This is a genomic window from Alteromonas antoniana, from assembly GCF_019249295.1.
Lineage (GTDB): Bacteria > Pseudomonadota > Gammaproteobacteria > Enterobacterales > Alteromonadaceae > Alteromonas > Alteromonas antoniana.
The window spans coordinates 82,544-101,424 of sequence record NZ_JAESDH010000013.1 but is presented as its reverse complement, the minus strand read 5'-3'; the positions used below and the strand labels follow the sequence as shown (position 1 = coordinate 101,424).

Below are 18,881 nucleotides of genomic sequence, written 5' to 3'. Positions count from 1 at the left end.
CATTTCCCTGAATGCGACTGGTGGCTTTCGCTTGCACTGCGGTCTATCATGCTGAAAAGCGCATAAAAATAATCAAGGAACCTGGCGTGAATGATTTTTGGGAGACGATAACGTCGACACTCAGTTATGAGACGTTCACATTATTCGAGCACACTTTCACGGTGGGTGAGTTGCTGGCGGTTCCACTGGCAGCCGTTGTGGGTTCCTGGCTGATTGATAAATTTGCTCACATTGCCACTTATCGACTGCGTAAAACCGGCGCAAGTGCCGATACCGTTCACCTGTTTAAGCGCATTTTCTATGTTACCGCCTTTGCTATTCTGATAGTCACATTGCTGGAGCTCCTCAGCGTGCCGCTAACCGCATTCGCGTTTCTGTCCGGCGCGATCGCCATTGGTGTAGGCTTCGGCGCGCAGAATATTATCAATAATTTCATCAGTGGATGGATTCTGATGTGGGAACGGCCGATCCGTATTGGTGATTTTTTAGAGGTAGACGACGCCCGTGGGTCGGTAGAGTCAATCAACACCCGATACACCCGAATACGTCGTGTGGATGGCGTGCACATGCTGATCCCGAACAGCAAACTACTGGAAAATACCGTCATCAACTGGACGCTGATTGATACCCTTACTCGTACCTCAGTGAAAGTCGGTGTTGCCTATGGTTCGCCCTGTCGCAAAGTCGCAGAACTGATTGAAGCGGCGGTGACGCGACAGGAAGATATTTTAACTGAACCAAAACCCGTTGTTATTTTTGACGATTTCGGCGATAACGCACTCGCGTTTGAGGTCTACTTCTGGGTAAACGCCACCGTCGAGCGCAACCTCAGAGTCATCCGAAGTCAGGTGCGTTATGCCATTGACGAATTATTCAACGAAGCAGGCGTGGTGATCGCATTCCCTCAGCGGGATGTTCATATAGATGGCGCAATCAAACTGCTAAATGAGAAAGAGAATTTACCTAATGCATGATATGCAACATTCCGGTTTTTTGTGGGCTTACCGCGTTTCAGATAAAGGCAAAACCGAACCGGTCTCGCCTGACGCACTGAGCACCGCGTTGCCGGAAGAAGGTTACTTATGGGTGCATTTGCAATCCGATATTGAGGATTCAGAACACCTGATGCAGCAACTGGGATTACCGCAATCTGTCACCGATGCATTGCTGGCGCTGGAGACGCGTCCACGGGCATTGTCAATGATGGAAGGCGCCCTGATATACCTTCGCGCTGTGAATAAAAATCCTGATGCCGATCCCGAAGATATGGTGTCGTTGCGGGTATGGCTGAAAGGTAATCTGTTAGTGACCGCCCGACGCAAAGACCGGCGGTTAGAGTCAGTAGCGGCGATCCGTGAGCAATTCGACGCGCAGCAAGCGCCAGCGTGCCCGCGGACGTTACTGATTGAACTCGTTGGCAACATCGCCGATCGCATCCATGACACCGTGGATGACATGGACGATATGCTGGTTGAATGCGAGACCCGCGATGTTCTGAATAAGGCAGACCGTCAAACGCTGGCAGCGTTGAGACGACAGGCTGCCACTATGCGTCGCTTTCTGGCTCCGCAGCGCGATGCACTGGAAGCACTCCAGCGCTTACCGGGGGTACTGAGTCAGGAGCAGGCGTTTGAGTTACGCGAACAATCCGACCGCGTCACTCGCTATGTGGAAGATCTCGATCTTGCGCGCGAACGTGCCATCGTGCTTCAGGATGAGCTGAGAAACCGCATCGCCGATCAGCAGGGCGTGCGGATGTATGTCTTGTCGATGGTGACGGCGATATTTCTGCCCCTGTCATTTCTGACCGGCGTTTTTGGCATGAACGTCGGTGGCCTGCCCGGCACCGACTCACAGGACGCATTTACGCTGCTTATGGGTGCGATGGGCGTGCTGGCCGTGTTCATGTTGATTGCCATGCTGTGGAAACGCTGGCTTTGACGCCTCACCGCGTTCGACGCCGACGTGCAACTTAAAACGGGTTGACGGTGTAGCCCTGCTGCTGCAACTGAGCATGGGCTGTCATCGCAGAAAGGGCGACGTCCACGCCCGGCAACAGACTCTCTGCCGGTATGCCATGCGCGGCGGCAGATTGGCCACACACTATCACCTTAACCTGCGCTTCCATCAGCGCTTTAAGCAACGCGATGTTGGCATTATCAACCCCGGTTTTTGCCTTGTACTGCGCATTTGACAGTAATTCCAGCGTTGCACCGCCATGAACGATTAACGCCAGGCGGATATCCTTTTGCTTCACGCCGTTCGCCACGTGCATATTGATAAACCGTGCCAGCGAGTCAAAACGTCGGTTAAGCTCTCCTTTTTCTGCCGCCTTCGCTACGTCAAAAGCAACAGAAAAATGAGTGGTGTCATCAAAGGTTACCCCCACAACGGGCGCATGACGTCCCCAGTTGTCAAACACCGGGCCTGTCTTAAAGTCAGCCGCGGCTGCACTATAGCTCAGGCAAAAAGCTATTAAAAAAAAAGATCTTAATCGATGATTTAGCATACTAATGTCCAATATCCGATTTGCGTTATGCACTTTATCATAGCGTAATTAGCGAATGCGCCAGGCTAACCTATAGTTATGTGAGCATTTATTTTGAGGTGATGATATGCAGTACTCGTGGATAATGGATGGTCATAAGATATTTCGTGCGGTTTTAGCAGCACAATGGCTTATTTCAGTGGTGATTGGACTAATTACCGGGGAGTTGATTGTCGCGTTTCTGCTTGGCATTCCCATTGTTGCGGTACCGTTACTACTGAGCTTTCAACAGCCAGGCAGCGCGCTTAGCCGCCATGCCATCGGCATTGGTGTGCAACTGATGACCGCGCTGCACATTCATCAGTCATTTGGCCTTATCGAGATGCATTTCGAGATTTTCGTGATGCTGGCATTTCTTGCCTATTTCCGCGACTGGAAAGTGATTGCGTCTTCCACTGCCGTTGTCGCTGTGCACCATATTGGCTTTTTCTTCCTGCAGTCTGCCGGGTCGCCGGTGTTTATCTTCGAACCTGGTCACTTATTATTTTCTTACCTGTTGTTACACGCAGCCTTCGCTGTCGCCGAGGGGCTGGTCCTGATGTTTATGGCAAACAATGCGTTTAATGAAGGCAAAGCTGCCGAGCAGCTTCGCACAGCTATTGGCCAGATTCTTAATGACAGCGCGAAGGTCAATCTTGCGGTATCTATCGACTCAGATAATGAAACGGTTGTTCAGTTTAACCGCTTTATTCAACAAATTAATTCGCTGGTGAAAGAGGCTGGTGAACTTACCGCCAGTGTCGCCGACGCCAGCACACGTATTGATGAGACGGTCACCAAAACTCATGCGATGTCGGAGCAGACGGCAGCGCAGATTGTATCGGTTTCTGCGGCGTCAGAGCAAATAGCCACAGCGATGCAGATGGCTGCAGAGCGCACCACCATTGCCAATGATAAAACCAGCGTGGCGCGGGAAACCGTCCGACAATCGCAGAATACCATCAATACTACGAATTCCACGATAAGCTCGCTGAGAGACCAGTTAAACGATGCAGCGAAAACTAACTCCGCACTAAACGAGCAGTGCGGGAAAATTTCAGAGGCGATGCGGTCTATTACTGCAGTGGCAGAGCAAACCAATTTGCTGGCCCTCAACGCCGCTATTGAATCAGCACGGGCGGGTGAACACGGACGCGGATTTGCAGTGGTGGCAGATGAAGTCAGAACGCTGGCGATCCGCTCTAAAGAAAGCGCTGATGAGATTACTGCTATCACGGAACTGCTGGTGTCGCGAACCGCAAGCTCGGTCACGCAAATGGAGACCTGCGTTGAGCTGGTCGACTCAGCCGTTGCCACCTCTAGCGAGGCGTCCGGCTCTATGCAGGATGTGCTCGACCAAATCAATATTGCCGCTGACAATGTAACCGAAATTGCCACCTCCGCAGTTGAACAGGAGTCCGCTTCTGCGTCCATTGCACAAAGCGCTGCCCGCATGCATGAGTTGTCACAGGATGAAGTGGAAAGTGCAAATCAGCTGGCGCGGGAGGTCAACAATCTGAATGCCCGTTGTCGGGAAATGAAAGTGGCTATTGATAAATTCAGTATATGAACGGGAAATACCTCGGCTGGAGTCTGCTGTTTGCCTGGACCGTCGCTATTCTGGCGGGACTGTGGCTATACAACAGTAAGCAGATTGTCAGTTTCGACCCCAACCAGGTACTGGCACAAGCCGCAACATCGATGTCGTTTGACGGCAACCTGGTCGCCCTACTATCCGCACAAGGGGTAGAACCCGGAACGCTGGTTCACTTACAGACGGATGCCAGCTGTTACTGTAATACGCTTACTTCACAACATCGCGACGCCTTGCTAAACGAGCTTGGCGAACAGGGCTATCAGGCCAAAACCCTGAATATCGCTACAGTGCCCGGGTTAGCGGCATTGCTGCCAGCGTTCCCGGCTATCGCAATCATCGACGAGCAGCGTCAGCTTCGCTATCTGGGGCCCTATGCCACAGGTTATGGCTGCTTTACCGGCCAGACGCTCATAGACAATATTGTCAGTATCGCGCGCGCTGAGTATCACGGCGCCGTGATACAGGCCGACGCAAAAGGCTGTTTTTGCCAAACCCGTGCAGGATGACTGCACGCAGTCCGGACAGAAAAACTCGTCTCTTCCTGTGGCACAAAGATTGAAACAGCTTTGACAACCGGGACATTGCCCCCAATTTCTGTGTAATTAAGCAAAACCTTATTGAAAGGCGTATAAAGTTTACACGCATAGCGATGCATTCTTCCCTTACCTCAACTGATGGTAGGGGTAAATTAACCATGGAGGACGTATGAGCAAACAGGCAACGCTGTACAGAATGGTAACGGATGAACACATCTGTCCATTTGGCCTCAAATCAAAAGACTTACTGGAACGGGAAGGGTATACCGTTGATGATCATCATCTGAAAACCCGCGAAGAAACCGACAAGTTTAAATCCCGACACGACGTAGAGACCACGCCACAAACCTTTATCGACGAAAAGCGCATCGGTGGCTATGACGATCTGCGGGATTATTTCGGGAAATCACAGGAAGGCCCTCAGGGAACAACCTACACGCCAGTGCTGGCTATTTTTGCCATCGCCGCACTCATGGTGGTTGCGTTTATCTATTCCGGCAGGCTCAATCTGGCACCAGCCCCGGTTATCATGCACTTTGTCGCGTTCAGCATGGTTATGCTTGCGCTACAGAAGCTGCAGGATTTAACCGCATTTTCCAATCAGTTTATTACCTATGATTTACTGGCGATGAAACAGATAAGGTATGCGTATGTGTATCCCTTCGCTGAAGCATGGGCCGGCATCGGCATGCTGGCGTTACTGCCAGCCCTGTGGGTAGCACCGGTATCGCTGTTCATTGGTACCATAGGCGCTGTTTCGGTCATTAAAGCCGTTTACATCGACAAGCGCGAGCTGAAATGCGCCTGCGTAGGAGGCGACAGCAATGTGCCCCTTGGCTTCATTTCGCTAAGTGAGAATCTGTTTATGGTTGGCGCAGGCCTGTGGATGTTATACCGGGACTTTGTCCTGCTGGCATAACGGCAACCACGCACCGCGACATGCCAGCATTTCGCGTGTCGCGCGTGCAGCCGACTTATACTTGGCGCTTTAACACCAAAGTAAATACTCGCATCCCCCTTAGCGCACTACTAATAAGCACGTCTCAAAATTTTCTCTAGGCAGTCTGGCCCTGTACCTGTGTTGTCATCTCGCTTTCGCCGTTTAAGCCACGCAGATGTGCAACCACGCTTCTTCCCAGCGCACTTAAGTTATACCCACCCTCCAGCGTACTGACGATACGTCCATGACAACAGTGATCTGCTACCTCGCGCAGCTTCGCGCTAACCCACTTGTAATCATCTTCCTTCAGCCGGATATGCGCCATAGGATCTTCCGCGTGAGCGTCAAACCCTGCCGAAATCAAAATAAGCTGCGGCTGAAAGTTCTCCAGCGCCTGAAACCAGTAGGCCACTTTTTCACGAAATACATCCCCGGTTGCGCCGGCTGCAAGCGGCACACTTAATATATTGCTCGCCGAGACCGGGCTGCCGCTGTGCGGATAAAAAGGATGCTGAAAACTGCTGCACATCATAATGCGCTGGTCGCCGGCGATAATATTTTCGGTGCCGTTACCGTGATGTACGTCAAAATCAACGATGGCGACACGGCTTAACTCGTACTTTTGCAGCGCATAGCGCGCGGCCACCGCAATGTTATTGAAAAAGCAAAAGCCCATAGCACTGTCGTATTCAGCATGATGACCGGGCGGCCGCACCAGGCAAAAGGCCTGACGGTTGTCACCTTCCATGACCCAGTCAACGGCATCGCAGCCAGCTCCCGCCGCATAAAGTGCCGCGCTGAGTGTGATTGGCGTCATGCCGGTATCATCATCCAGCCAGATCGTGCCGGTTTTTGGTGCCCGCTCAAACACACTGTCGACATAGTAAGGATCGTGGGCCAACGCCAAGTATTCCCGTCTGACAGGTCTGGCATCAGCATGCTCGCAAATCATGTCCAGTCCTGACGCCAGCAGCTGATCATCAATAGCGTAGATGCGGTCCGGACTTTCCGGGTGGTCATGTCCGACATCGTGATGCACACAATCTTTACCGCGGTATATCCGTAACGTCATTTATCGCTCTCCAGATTCAACTCCAGCTCCACATCACTGGGATCGCTGGAGAACAAGCGCTTGAAGTTCGCCTGCTCAAAAATCGCTATCATGGGTTTATTATCGGCCCTGACATACGCCATCATACGCGCTATCCCGCGCTTTTTAGCAACATCAATCAGTTGGTTTAACAATCGGCTTGCCATGCCTTTTCCCTGCTGTGTTTCGCGGGTGACAAATGCGGCTTCGCAGGAATTATCGCTGGGATTGTAATAGAAGCGACCGACGGCATGAATAGTGATGCGGGAGCCTTCCTGACGCACGATACACAAAGCAGCATCACTGCTTTGATCCACACTCACCAGATTACAGGATTTCTCCCGCGACATTTGCTTAGGATCGTAGTTGTAGCGCAGGCGCAGGGTTTCTTTGGTATGTGAATAAAAGAATTCCTGAAGACGGCGTTCGTCAGCGGGATTCAACGGGCGCATGTAAAAGGTTTCGCCCTGTATGACCAGCTTTTGTAACTGAATAGCGCCCAGCTCCGGGATGTCCGTCGGGTATTTGGCCTGATAATGCGGTACCCAGTAATTCTGACGGACATCTTCCAGCAATTTCGCACGAAATTTAGGGTGCGCTACCCGGATAAGCTCTAATGCCCGTTCGCGAATACTCTTCCCTTTCAGCGACGCAATACCGTATTCGGTGACCACGTAATGTACGTTGCCCCGTGAGGTGACCACGCCCGCCCCTTCGCTGATGCAGGGAGTAATTCGTGAGACCGTTTCATTCTTAGCGGTAGAAGGCAGCGCGATAATTGGCTTGCCGCCTTTGCTGATCGACGCGCCGCTGACAAAGTCCACTTGCCCGCCAATGCCACTGTAAAAGTCGTAACCCAGTGAATCGGCTACCACCTGACCGGTTAAATCGACTTCAAGCGCGCTGTTGATGGCAATCATGTTGTCATTTTTGGCAATGTTGGTGGGCTTGTTCACATAGCTGCTGGGATAAAACTCGATATGAGGATTAGCGTCAATCAGGTCATATAACTTGCGCGATCCAATGGCAAAGCTGGTAACAATTTTTCCCGGATGAAAGGTTTTCTTCTTGTTGGTGATCGCACCGGTGGATAACGGCTCAATAATCGCATCAGTGAGCATTTCACTGTGTATGCCTAAATCTTTGTGATTGCACAGGTATTTCAGCGTAGCGCTGGGAATTTTACCTATTCCGAATTGTAAGGTAGCGCCGTCTTCCACCAGCATGGATACATACTGGCCAATCCGCTCGGTGACGCTGTCGATGGGCGGCGTTTCCACTTCTATAAGCGACTCATCGGCTTCAATACAGGCATGAATTTCACTGACATGAATATACGAATGCCCGGCGGTGCGGGGCACCTGAGGGTTAATCTGGGCAATGACCTTTTTGGCCTGGCGGACCGCTGACATACAGATATCCACTGACGCGCCCAATGAGCAGTAACCGAACTCATCCGGCGGACTCACATTGACCATGGCCGCATCCAGTGACAATGTGCCGTCGCTGAACAACCCGGATATTTCAGACAAAAAGCACGGGGTATAATCGGCACGCCCTTCGTCTACCGCCTTGCGGACTTCAGCGCCACCAATGAAAAAGGTATTGGCCTTAAACAATGCACGATATTCTTCCTTGGCCCACCGTGTATCACCCAGGGTGAGCATATGCACCATCTCAATATCACTGAAACCCGCACTGTGGTCGATTAAATGCTGCACAAGAGCATAGGGAACGGATGCATTTCCGCCAACGAATACCCGGCTGCCTGATTTAATCAGCGAAGACCAGTCGGGAGAAGGAGGCAACGTTAAAGACATAAACCTATCCTGCGTGTTGTTCACCATTGATAAGCGTAGCCGGAACACGATTACAGGCAAATCACTCGTCCTGAGCGCGCCCGTTTGTGGCCAGCCGGAAGCCCTATCATGCCATACTTTTGCTCCGACTGATTGACGAAGCGCAAGCTTATGCGACTGTTTTAGCTACACCTTTGGTCTTATGTCCGTGTGATGGGTAGTACCTGCAGCCATTCTCGCATTGCGTTTCTGGTTTGCGCTGTTTGCCCTGAGGCAGTTGCCTCAATGTGATCTGTTGGCTGGCTGCTATTGGCTGTGAATTATGAGTTTTTAGCGGTCAGTAGTCAGTAGTCAGTAGTCAGTAGTCAGTAGTCAGTAGTCAGTAGTCAGTAGTCAGTAACAGAGGTTACAGTGGGTTTAACAGATAGCAAACCCACTGCCGTAAAACTGCAGGTTTACGCAGAGATAAAAAAACGCGGCCTATGCCGCGTTTTTTTCAGTCCGTCTCTGTTGCGCTATCACGCATCATCTCTGGCTTTATGCTTGTTGCCGTGGAACAGCTTTTCCACCATCGCGTAGAACATCGGCACAAAGAATATCGCAAGGAATGTCGCAGCAAGCATACCGCCCATTACTGCAATACCAATCGCATTTTGTGCAGCCGCACCGGCACCACTGGAAATGGCCAGTGGCGTTACCCCAAGAATAAACGCCATGGAGGTCATCAGAATTGGGCGGAAACGTTGTGAAGCGGCTTCTGATACTGCCGTCATCAAATCCTCGCCATCTTCATACCGGGTTTTGGCAAACTCGACAATCAGGATAGCGTTTTTGGAGGCCAGCCCCACTGTAGTCAGGAATGCCACCTGCAAATACACATCATTTGGCAGACTGAACAGGAACGCGGCGACTACCGAGCCCAGAATACCCAGCGGTACCACCAACATCACTGCAAACGGTACCGACCAGCTTTCGTAAAGTGCCGCCAGACACAGGAACACCACGATTATCGAAATGGCATATAGCATAGGGGCCTGCGAACCCGCCTGTTGCTCTTCAAATGACAACCCGGCCCACTCTACGCCGAAGCCTGCTGGCAACTGCGCGACCATCTTTTCCATTTCCGCCATGGCTTCACCGGAAGAGACGCCTTCGGCAGGACTCCCCTGTATATTTACAGACGACAGTCCGTTAAAGCGCTCCAGTTTCGGCGAACCATAGGTCCACTTGGTCGTGGCAAAAGCACTGAATGCCACCATTTCACCATCGTTATTGCGTACGAACCACTTATCCAAATCTTCCGGTGACATACGGTGCGGTGCATCCGCCTGCATATACACGCGCTTGATTCGACCATTATCGATAAAGTCATTCACATAGCTGGAGCCCCAGGCAATTTGCAGGGTGGCATTGATTTGGTCCAGAGAAATCCCCAGTGCCGAGGCTTTTTCCGAGTCGATATCGACTTTGAACTGCGGTACATCACTTAATCCGTTAGGACGTACTCCCGTCAGCTTCGGATTCTGTGCGGCCATTCCCAGCAACTGATTTCGTGCGTTCATCAGTGCTTCGTGGCCATTACCGGCACGATCTACCAGCTGTAGGTTGAACCCGGTAGCATTACCCAGTTCCATGATCGGTGGCGGGATAATCGGAAACGCACTGGCATCTTCAATTTGCTGGAAGGCTCCGTACGCCTGACCCTGCAACGCAAACGCCGAGTTGCTTTCGTCACGCTCATCCCAGTCAATCAGGTGCAAAAAGCCCATCGCCGCATTCTGTGCACTACCGGCGAAACTAAAGCCCACGACGGTAAACATGTCTTTAACGACGTCGCCTTTCTGATCCAGGAAGAAATCTTCAGCCTGCTTTACCGACTCCAGGGTACGCCCTGCGGTTGACCCCGGCGGTGTGCTGATAAGCATCATCAGGCTGCCCTGATCTTCATTTGGCAGGAACGCGCCAGGCAGTCGCATAAAGATGATTGCCATGCCAGCCACCAGCACGCCATACACCACGCTATAGCGTTTGACACGTCGCGCCATATGAGACGCCGTTTTCTGGTAGCGATCACGCCCTTTGTTGAAGTTACGGTTAAACCAGCCAAAGAAGCCTTTATTTTTGTCATGGTTTGGATCGTGCTTTTTCAACAGGGTCGCACACAGAGAAGGTGACAAGACAATGGCGACCAATACAGAGAACGCCATCGCTGACACAATCGTAATGGAAAACTGACGATAGATGGCGCCTGCCGAGCCACTGAAAAACGCCATGGGAATGAACACGGTAGAAAGTACTACGGCAATCCCGACCAGTGCGCTGGTAATTTGCTGCATGGATTTTTTGGTGGCTTCGCGAGGCGACAGCCCCTCTTCTTCCATAATACGTTCAACGTTTTCTACCACCACGATGGCATCATCTACCAGCAGGCCGATGGCCAGCACCATGGCAAACATGGTCAGTACGTTGATGCTAAAACCGAAGGCATAAAGAACACCAAACGTACCTAATAATACTACCGGTACCGCAATAGTCGGTATCAGCGTGGCACGCCAGTTCTGCAGAAACAGCAGCATTACCAGAAATACCAGCACTACAGCTTCAATCAGTGTTTTGACCACCGACTCAATCGACAGCTCGATAAACGGTGAGCTATCCAGCGGATATACCACTTTCACACCCTCTGGCAGACCACTTTTCAGCTCTTCCACACGCGCTTTTAGCCGTTCAATGGTATCCAGCGCATTCGCACCAGCCGCCAGACTCACCGCCATACCCGCTGCGGGGTGACGCTTGTAGCGCGCAATGACATTGTAAGACTCTGCGCCCAGCTCTACCCGGGCGACATCGCCAACACGCACCTGCGAGCCATCCGTATTTACCCTCAATACAATACGTTCAAAATCTTCGACCGTTTGTAGCCGTGACTGGGCCTGAATAGTCGCATTAATCTGCTGGCCTTCAATGGCGGGCAAGCCGCCAAGCTGACCTGCTGAAACGTCGGTGTTTTGTACCTGAACGGCAGACTGCACATCGACCGGCGTCAGGTTGTAACTAAACAACTTGTCCGGGTCCAGCCAGATCCGCATTGAACGCTGTGCGCCAAATACACGCACACTCCCCACGCCATTTACGCGGGAGATCGGGTCGCGGAACTGCGAAATCAGGGCATCAGACAAATCATACTGGGTAAGCTTGCCGTTATCTGCGTAAAAGCCAATCACCAGCGCAAAGGAGTCGTTTGATTTGGTAACCGTAACGCCCTGCTGCTGTACCTGCTGCGGTAACAGTGAGACGGCGCCCTGCACTTTATTCTGCGTTTGCACCTGAGCGATATCAGGATCGGTGCCCGGCTCGAACGTCAGTGAAATTGACATGCTGCTATTGGCACTGCTCGAAGAGAAATACCGCAGGTTGTCGATACCCGACAAGTTCTGTTCAATAATTTGTGTAACGGAGTTCTCTACCGTTTCTGCCGACGCGCCCGGATAAGACGCACTAATGGTAACAGAGGGTGGAGCTACTTTAGGATACTGCTCAATGGGCAGTGACTGAATCGCCAGCACACCCGCCATCATGGTTATAATGGCCAGCACCCAGGCGAAGACAGGTCTATCGATAAAAAAACGCGCCATAGGATCTACTCTTCTCGCTTATTGCTGTGTGCGTGAGGCATTTGCGCCGCCGGATTTCCACTCGGATGCATTCACCTTCATGCCGGGCTGGACTTTCTGGTAGCCAGTAACGATGACGCGATCCCCTTCACTCAAACCTGCAGCGACCACATACATATCCTGGTAGCTGTCAGTCGTCTTTAGCTGGCGAGGTTCTACTTCGTCGCGGGCATTCACGACGAACACGGTCAGCGTGCCATCAGGCTGACGTGTTGCCGCACGCTGAGGCACGAGCAATGCGTCTTTTTCATCTGTGATAACGTGAGCCTTCACGAACATGCCGGGCATCAGCAGCCCATCAGGGTTAGGTACTTCTGCACGCAGAGTGACCGAGCCTGTCGTCTGCTCAACGGTAACTTCTGAAAACTTCACCACGCCCTTGTGTTCGTATTTGTCTACGGCCGCCTCATCAAGTGACAGTGACACCGGCAGTTCTTGCTGGCGCTGCATTTCGCGGCGAATCGTGACAATGGCCTGGCCGGACTCCTGCATATCAACATAGATAGGATTTAATTGCGTGATCGTAGCTAACTGCTGACTTTGATTTGTGGTAACCAACGCGCCCTCAGACACATACGAGCGACTGATTTGTCCACTGATAGGCGCATACACCTTGGTGTAATCCAGATTGACCTGAGCCAGATCGACAGCCGCTTTTGCCACGTTAATCGACGCAACCGCCTGGTCTTTTTGCGCAATAACATCATCAAATTCCTGTCGACTGATGGCGTTGCGGCTAACCAGATCTTCATAACGGCGGGCTTTGGCTTCCAGTGTTTTCAGGTTGGCTTCGGCACTTCTCAGATCAGCAACAGCGCTGTTGAGCTGGGCACTGTAACGGGCATCGTCAATCTGATACAACTGCTGCCCTTTCTCTACCTGCGCGCCTTCCTGAAACAAGCGCTCGGTAATCACACCATCCACCTGCGGACGAACCTGTGATTGTCTGAATGGCGTTACACGGCCAGGTAACACAACCTCGAATGTCACCGGTTGTCTGGAAACGGTCGTCACGGAGACGCGTGGCGCCGGCTGAGCCTGCGACTGACCGGCTTGCGCTTGCTCACTCTGCTCAGAGCAGGCTGTCAGAAACCCCAAAGAAATCACTGCACAAAGCAGTAAAACGCGTTGACTCATAATGTAAAATTCCAATCGTTAAGCTTAAGCTGGACAAGGACGTCATTTCAGTTTAATTTAAAATACATTCATGTATGTATGTTTGTCAATTTAATACTCGGTATACCTTATGCGTCGAACCAAAGAAGAAGCAGATCAAACCCGGCAATCCATACTGGATGCAGCTGTCGAGGTATTCAGTGAACGCGGCGTCGCCAGAGCCTCTCTCGAAAATGTCGCAAAAGCAGCAGAGGTGACACGCGGCGCCGTTTACTGGCACTTCAAAAACAAGCAGGAAATTTTCGACGCGTTACATGAACGGCTACATACTCCTTTTATTCAGAAAATTTTGGAAGGGCTGGAAGTTGAACACCCGGATCCTGTCGGTCAGTTGCAGGAAATCTGCACCCAAATTCTGGTCGAGTTACATTATGAACCGCAAAAGCAGAAAGTGCTTACTCTGTTTCTTCTGAAGTGCGATTACAGCGGTGATATGGAGTCCAGTAAAGACGCCTTTAACGAGAAAAAACGCAAAACATCGGCTGTATTTACTGCTTATTTTGAACGGGCCCAAAAAACGGGGAAGCTTCCTGCTGACGCCAACCCGCAGCTGTTAACGCGAGCGTTAAACTGCTATTTCAGGGGTATTGTCGTTGAGTTTCTGGATGATCCTGAGAGCTTTGTCATTCATGAAGAAGCCCCGCTGTTAATGGAAATGTTCTTCCAGCCTCTCAGAAAATATTAAGGAAGTGACGTTATCAGCAGCATGTAGGCACTGACAATCTGCCTGGTGTCTTCAGCGCGCCCGCCTTTGTCAGGGTGACATTCATGTAACCGTTTACGGTACTGTCGTTTTATCAATTCCCGGGTAAGGTTAAGATCATCACCGATGTCCAATGTCGCCCGCGCCCGGGAGACTTTTTCCGGGCTTGCATTATCGGCTGACGTGCCGGTTGCCATTCGTGTCCAAAACGCATCCAGCATCGCTTCCACATCCTGCTTGCCGGTCTTGTCGAAATTGTTCCAGTTCAGATAATACTCGCGCAATGGATCAGCAGATGTTAACCCCGGCGCCTGTGGTTCATAATCATGTAAGTGAATACGTGTACCGGTTATTTCCAACAGGCCTTGCTGGTTCGCCAGCCAGTCATCTCTTAGCTGATACAGTGCATTGTATAGCGCAAAGTGGGTTTGAAAGAGCAACAGCGGATCGCGCATGGCCTGCTCAGAGAAAAACGCCAGCGGCGGTGCCTGCAAAACACGAATAAGTTCATATTCACTGGTCCCCTCACGCAGCATTTCCTGCCACTGTGTAAGCAGTGTCACCAACGCCTGATTCGGTGATATGTCTTCTGTCACTGTACCGCCAGCTTTATGATTCTCTTTGCTCACGATACGGGATAAAGCAACTTTCCTCAAATTCAGCGGCGCCCTTATTAAACTGGTCAATAATCACACTACTGCAGTAATAAAAAGGGTTACCCACGATGCTTCGGCACAGGGCTCACTTATCAGATTCCGGAATGCTTATGTTACTACCCACATACCTTAGTGCCTTTAGCATGGCCAGCCTGTCTGTTTGGGCGGCTTCTTCAGCAGCAAATGAGCTGGAAGATATGGCCTCCGAGGCAGTAAAAAGCAGCTTTTCAACAGCGGCTTTGCTAAGTGACAGTTCAGTGGTAAAGCTCGGCTTGTTTGACTTCAACCCAAACAACCTGGTGGACCTGAATAATAACGAGTTAGGTACCGACGATGCCACAGCACTAAGAAACTCAATAAAGCAATTTAATTTCCCATGGAGTCGAGAATTTGCTGGTGATAACAGACGTATTACCTGGCATGCCGGCATCAGGGCATCGTACATTGATTTTGAACAGGAGTTATTTCTGGGCTCTTCTGAGGTCACCAGAGGCGATGAACTCAGCGAGCAGATCCTCTCGTTATCAGCAGGGGGAGGCACGCGCTATCAGATTGATAACCACTGGTCTTTCGAGGCCGATATGTCTCTCTCATGGATGCGCTATCGCAGTACCCTCGACTACAACACAGGCGTCGCCGCGCCGGTTCAGGATGCTCTTGATGGGCTGATAGTAAACTACGATATCAGCATGTTGATGCTTGAGCCCGTGATGAGGCTCAACTATCAATGGCAAAAAGAGAAAACCGAATACACGTTATACAGCGATTTTCACTACCTGCATGGTGAGGCGCTCTCTACGCAAAACTGTGCGCACGAGGTGACGATAAATGAATGGTATGCCAGTGCCGGATTGAAAATGATCACGCCATTTTCTCTCTTTGGTGCGAGCAATGACTACATGAAATATCGGGCCACCCGGATAGAGTTGAGTGATACCATCGCCGCACAAATGGGCTCTGGCCACTATTATGAGTTTGAAATGGGCTGGCTACGCAGAAATAGTGATGATAACGCCTTTGTACATGAATATGGTCTGGGCCTTAACCTCAATTACGGCAGTGTGCTTAAGGGCGGCACGCTGGTGCTTTACTACACTTTCCTGTAACAACATCTTTCCGGAAAGATTCCGCAGTGATAGACATGAGTCAGTCACAGTCAAAAACGCAGACCTTAATCTTCACAAAGGCATCATTGGCCGCCATATATCCGACCTGACGTAGCAGTTCCGGCTATTTCCCTGACGAGTTATCCAGAAAATGAATGATCTGATTCAGCATCTCTTCCCGATGTGAACTAAGGCTATGACTTCCGCCTTCGTAAACCACCAGCTTATTCGGATGTCCTTTACTATTGAGTGCCTCGGCCATATGTTGCGACTGGGTAACATTCACTCGTTTATCGTTACTTCCGTGAATGAGCAATATCGGGGCTTGCTGCGGCAACTCGTCCAGCCAATGAATAGCAGAACGCTTGTACAGTTCCTCAGACCGGTTTGTGTCGAACCCCGGTATTCTGGCCTGGTAGACTTTTTCCATTTTTGGTCGCCATGCCAGTGATTTCTCTGCATCAACCACGCCCGCAATCGCGACTATTGCCGATACATTCTCCATCTGCCGCGAAGCCTGATATGCCTGTGATACCCCACGACTCCAGCCTACCAGCGCATAACGCGAGGCATCTACACCCGGGAGCGCTTTGGCGACTTCAGTAAGGGCAACAACATCGTTCACATCAGCGCCACCAAATTCGTCAAAGCCATTATTCTCTATGAACCTGCGCGACGCGCCGCGGTACTGACTGCCAATCACCGCATAACCGCGCATGGCGATGTCGGCAATTAATTGCATCTTCTTCCCGAACACTACATAGCCAAAGCCTGCATTACCGCCTCTGTTGTAAATTACCAGCGGTAAAGGCGTGTCGCCATGTTCTTTTGGTTTCAGATAAAAGCCTTCTACGGTGAGACCATCTACCTCGTAGGTGAAGTCTACGCACTCCAGCTTGTCTTTGAATTCGTTGAATGTCGATTCCGGAAATACCTTCAAAAAACCTTCACTATTAAAATTAGGTTTCTTCTCTTTTAAGGTGTCAAACCACACCTGGTGGTTTTCGAAGGGGCCACGAAAGCAGGTTTGCGGGTTTAGAATTTTGTTTTGGGCAAAAGCCGAGGAAGTCAGCAGCATGCCGACCAAAAAGAAGATCGATTTCATTCGTTACATCCATGTCAGAGTTGTTCTCGCAGAGTCGCATTTCCCTGCGGCCTTAGCACCTTACTACGATAACGCTTAAACCTGAAGCGGTGTTACCTGTGCCTGGAGTACGCGAACACGCCTTCTGTTACCGTGTCGCCGTTTTCCAGTGCGACATACATTGTGATGTTATTGTCACTGACCTTCTCAATAGTCAGGCCGTCAAAGTAGACTCGGTTTTCAGCAACCTCTACCAGTTTGAATACCACGCTGTCGTGCTTTGCTTCCCAGCCTGTCAAATCACTGTTGAAATGTTTAAGCCTGAACACCAGCGTGCCGTTCTCTTCAGAAATGGTTTCTATTTCGTAAAACCTGACCTGATTATCGACAACCAGTTTAAACGCGCCCATCATGCTGCCGCCCACCGCCGGCGCCCAGATTTCTTCAACCAGGCCACCAAAGGCATTACCTTGCCAATGTCCGGCAAGCCAGCTCAATGCGCTCAAGTCAGCTGCGGGTGACTGCTGACCGGCAGCCAGGAAACGCAAATTCGGTAGTTCGTTTTTTGCCACTGCATGAAAGCTAATAGCAAGGAGTACAGCGCACAGTAAAGATTTCATTCTGGATAGTCCGGTTAACGAGGTACTTTTTAAACACAGGCGATGTGAAGCATTCTCAGACCACCTGCCCGGCAGCCCAACCTGACGACCACGCCCACTGAAAGTTGTACCCGCCAAGCCAGCCGGTCACGTCAACAACTTCACCTATAAAATAAAGCCCTTCGACATTCTTTGCCATCATTGTTTTTGACGACAGTGCATCGGTATCCACGCCACCCAGCGTTACCTCCGCAGTACGATAACCTTCCGTGCCATTCGGTTTGATTTCCCAGTTTTCCAGCGTTTCTGCAATCCCTGCCACCTCGCTGTGAGTCAGCTGCTTCACCGGTTTATTCGGCCACGCGTTGAAATCGATAAGGGTTTGCACCACGCGCTTAGGGAAAAGCTTTGCCAGACAAGTGGACAGCTGCGCATCAGGGGAGGTCTTTCTCGCCTCCTCTATAAATGCAAGGGCATCGCTGGCTGGCAACGTATTAATGCTCAAGGTGTCGCCCGGGTGCCAGTAGGAAGAAATCTGTAGCATGGATGGCCCGCTTAACCCGCGATGGGTAAACAACATCGCTTCCTTAAACGCCATGTCATTACATGCGGCGCTGACATCAATGGCCACGCCGCTTAATTCGCTAAGTACCTGCTTTTGTGCATCGTGCAGTGTAAAAGGCACCAAGCCTGCCCGCGTGGGTAATACTGGCAACCCGAACTGCTTGGCAATCTGGTAACCGAATGGCGTCGCGCCCAGTTTCGGCATACTTAATCCACCGGTTGCTATCACCAGTGACTCACACTGGTAGTCACCGAGCGAGGTTTTCAGGTGATAGCCCGCATCCAACTTTTCCACCCCGAGAATTTCACAGCGGGTAGTGACGGTTACCCCGGCCTTATCACATTCGCTCATCAGCATATTGACAATGTCAGAGGCAGACTCATCACAAAACAGCTGACCGAGGGTTTTCTCATGATAAGGAATGCCGTACTCGCTAACCAGCGCAATAAAATCCCACTGGGTATAACGGCTTAGCGCTGATTTGCAGAAATGGGGGTTTTGTGACAAAAAGTTCTCAGGGCTGGCATACATGTTCGTGAAATTACAACGGCCCCCGCCTGACATCAGGATCTTCCGCCCCACTTTCTTTGCGTGATCCAAAACCTCGACACTGCGCCCCCGCTTTCCGGCCTCAGCGGCACAAAAAAGACCGGCGGCACCGGCACCAATTACTATTACATCTCTCTGAATCACGCTTGTCCCCACTGTCTGAATCCGGTAGCTCTGGCCACTTTACCGAGCCTGATTGCTATCCGCGCGGATTATAGCACTACCCGGACAACTTGTGGGCGCTCCTGTAAGCGGTGGGGCCGTACATCCCCGATGCGTG

Annotated in this window: 16 protein-coding genes; 7 read left to right on the top strand and 9 right to left on the bottom strand. The window is 51.1% G+C overall.

The features are described from left to right. The first annotated feature begins 86 nt into the window (after positions 1-86). Positions 87-974 (top strand): mechanosensitive ion channel family protein, encoded by an 888-nt coding sequence (locus tag JKP77_RS12400; protein WP_338024872.1) that lies wholly within the window; start codon positions 87-89, stop codon positions 972-974. Then, positions 967-1,941: a zinc transporter ZntB gene (locus JKP77_RS12395; protein ID WP_218311543.1), complete on the top strand. Its 975-nt coding sequence runs from the start codon at positions 967-969 to the stop codon at positions 1,939-1,941. Before JKP77_RS12400 ends, JKP77_RS12395 begins: the two co-directional genes overlap by 8 nt. Before the next feature lie 31 nt (positions 1,942-1,972). Here the strand turns inward: JKP77_RS12395 and JKP77_RS12390 are convergent, their stop codons facing one another. After that, the gene (locus JKP77_RS12390; protein WP_218311542.1) at positions 1,973-2,509 is read right to left on the bottom strand and encodes a DsrE family protein; all 537 of its coding nucleotides are present in this window, start codon (positions 2,507-2,509) and stop codon (positions 1,973-1,975) included. A 106-nt stretch (positions 2,510-2,615) separates the two neighbouring features. Here JKP77_RS12390 and JKP77_RS12385 point away from each other — a divergent pair, with 106 nt between their 5' ends. The 3 genes from JKP77_RS12385 to JKP77_RS12375 all read left to right on the top strand — a co-directional run bounded on the left by JKP77_RS12385 (position 2,616) and on the right by JKP77_RS12375 (position 5,579). Further along, entirely contained in the window at positions 2,616-4,097 is a 1,482-nt protein-coding gene (locus JKP77_RS12385) for a methyl-accepting chemotaxis protein (protein ID WP_218311541.1), read from the top strand. Continuing rightward, positions 4,094-4,630: a DUF6436 domain-containing protein gene (locus tag JKP77_RS12380; RefSeq protein WP_218311540.1), complete on the top strand. Its 537-nt coding sequence runs from the start codon at positions 4,094-4,096 to the stop codon at positions 4,628-4,630. The genes JKP77_RS12385 and JKP77_RS12380 overlap by 4 nt, the downstream gene beginning before the upstream one ends. A gap of 199 nt (positions 4,631-4,829) precedes the next feature. Continuing rightward, on the top strand, positions 4,830-5,579 hold the full coding sequence (locus JKP77_RS12375; protein ID WP_218311539.1) for a MauE/DoxX family redox-associated membrane protein: 750 nt from the start codon (positions 4,830-4,832) through the stop codon (positions 5,577-5,579). Positions 5,580-5,715: 136 nt separating this feature from the next. On the opposite strand, the gene JKP77_RS12370 is transcribed toward JKP77_RS12375, so the two are convergent. The 4 genes from JKP77_RS12370 to JKP77_RS12355 all read right to left on the bottom strand — a co-directional run bounded on the left by JKP77_RS12370 (position 5,716) and on the right by JKP77_RS12355 (position 13,300). Beyond that, complete coding sequence (locus tag JKP77_RS12370) at positions 5,716-6,672, bottom strand: histone deacetylase family protein (protein ID WP_218311538.1); 957 nt, start codon at positions 6,670-6,672, stop codon at positions 5,716-5,718. Beyond that, positions 6,669-8,510 carry a bifunctional acetyl-CoA hydrolase/transferase family protein/GNAT family N-acetyltransferase gene (locus tag JKP77_RS12365; RefSeq protein ID WP_218311537.1) on the bottom strand — a complete coding sequence of 614 codons (1,842 nt, stop codon included), beginning with the start codon at positions 8,508-8,510 and terminating at the stop codon, positions 6,669-6,671. The genes JKP77_RS12370 and JKP77_RS12365 overlap by 4 nt, the downstream gene beginning before the upstream one ends. Positions 8,511-9,007: 497 nt before the next feature. Then, the gene (locus JKP77_RS12360; RefSeq protein ID WP_218311536.1) at positions 9,008-12,124 is read right to left on the bottom strand and encodes an efflux RND transporter permease subunit; all 3,117 of its coding nucleotides are present in this window, start codon (positions 12,122-12,124) and stop codon (positions 9,008-9,010) included. 18 nt (positions 12,125-12,142) lie between these two features. Continuing rightward, positions 12,143-13,300, bottom strand: coding sequence for an efflux RND transporter periplasmic adaptor subunit (locus tag JKP77_RS12355; RefSeq protein WP_218311535.1), 1,158 nt, complete (start codon positions 13,298-13,300; stop codon positions 12,143-12,145). Positions 13,301-13,409: 109 nt separating this feature from the next. On the opposite strand from JKP77_RS12355, the gene JKP77_RS12350 reads away from it, so the two are divergent. Continuing rightward, entirely contained in the window at positions 13,410-14,024 is a 615-nt protein-coding gene (locus JKP77_RS12350; protein ID WP_218311534.1) for a TetR family transcriptional regulator, read from the top strand. On the opposite strand, the gene JKP77_RS12345 is transcribed toward JKP77_RS12350, so the two are convergent. Then, entirely contained in the window at positions 14,021-14,638 is a 618-nt protein-coding gene (locus JKP77_RS12345) for a DNA-J related domain-containing protein (RefSeq protein ID WP_218311533.1), read from the bottom strand. The two genes, JKP77_RS12350 and JKP77_RS12345, sit on opposite strands and share 4 nt — an antisense overlap. Before the next feature lie 170 nt (positions 14,639-14,808). Between JKP77_RS12345 and JKP77_RS12340 the strand changes: the two genes are divergently transcribed. After that, entirely contained in the window at positions 14,809-15,804 is a 996-nt protein-coding gene (locus tag JKP77_RS12340) for a Solitary outer membrane autotransporter beta-barrel domain (protein WP_218311532.1), read from the top strand. Between the two features lie 124 nt (positions 15,805-15,928). On the opposite strand, the gene JKP77_RS12335 is transcribed toward JKP77_RS12340, so the two are convergent. From JKP77_RS12335 to JKP77_RS12325, 3 genes are all read right to left on the bottom strand, one after another. Beyond that, a complete protein-coding gene (locus JKP77_RS12335) occupies positions 15,929-16,909 on the bottom strand; it encodes an alpha/beta hydrolase family protein (protein ID WP_218311531.1) in 981 nt (326 codons plus the stop codon). A 92-nt stretch (positions 16,910-17,001) separates the two neighbouring features. Further along, on the bottom strand, positions 17,002-17,508 hold the full coding sequence (locus JKP77_RS12330; RefSeq protein ID WP_218311530.1) for a DUF6265 family protein: 507 nt from the start codon (positions 17,506-17,508) through the stop codon (positions 17,002-17,004). Between the two features lie 55 nt (positions 17,509-17,563). Further along, positions 17,564-18,745, bottom strand: a complete 1,182-nt coding sequence (locus JKP77_RS12325) for a BaiN/RdsA family NAD(P)/FAD-dependent oxidoreductase (protein WP_218311529.1) — start codon at positions 18,743-18,745, stop codon at positions 17,564-17,566. Positions 18,746-18,881: the final 136 nt, after the last annotated feature.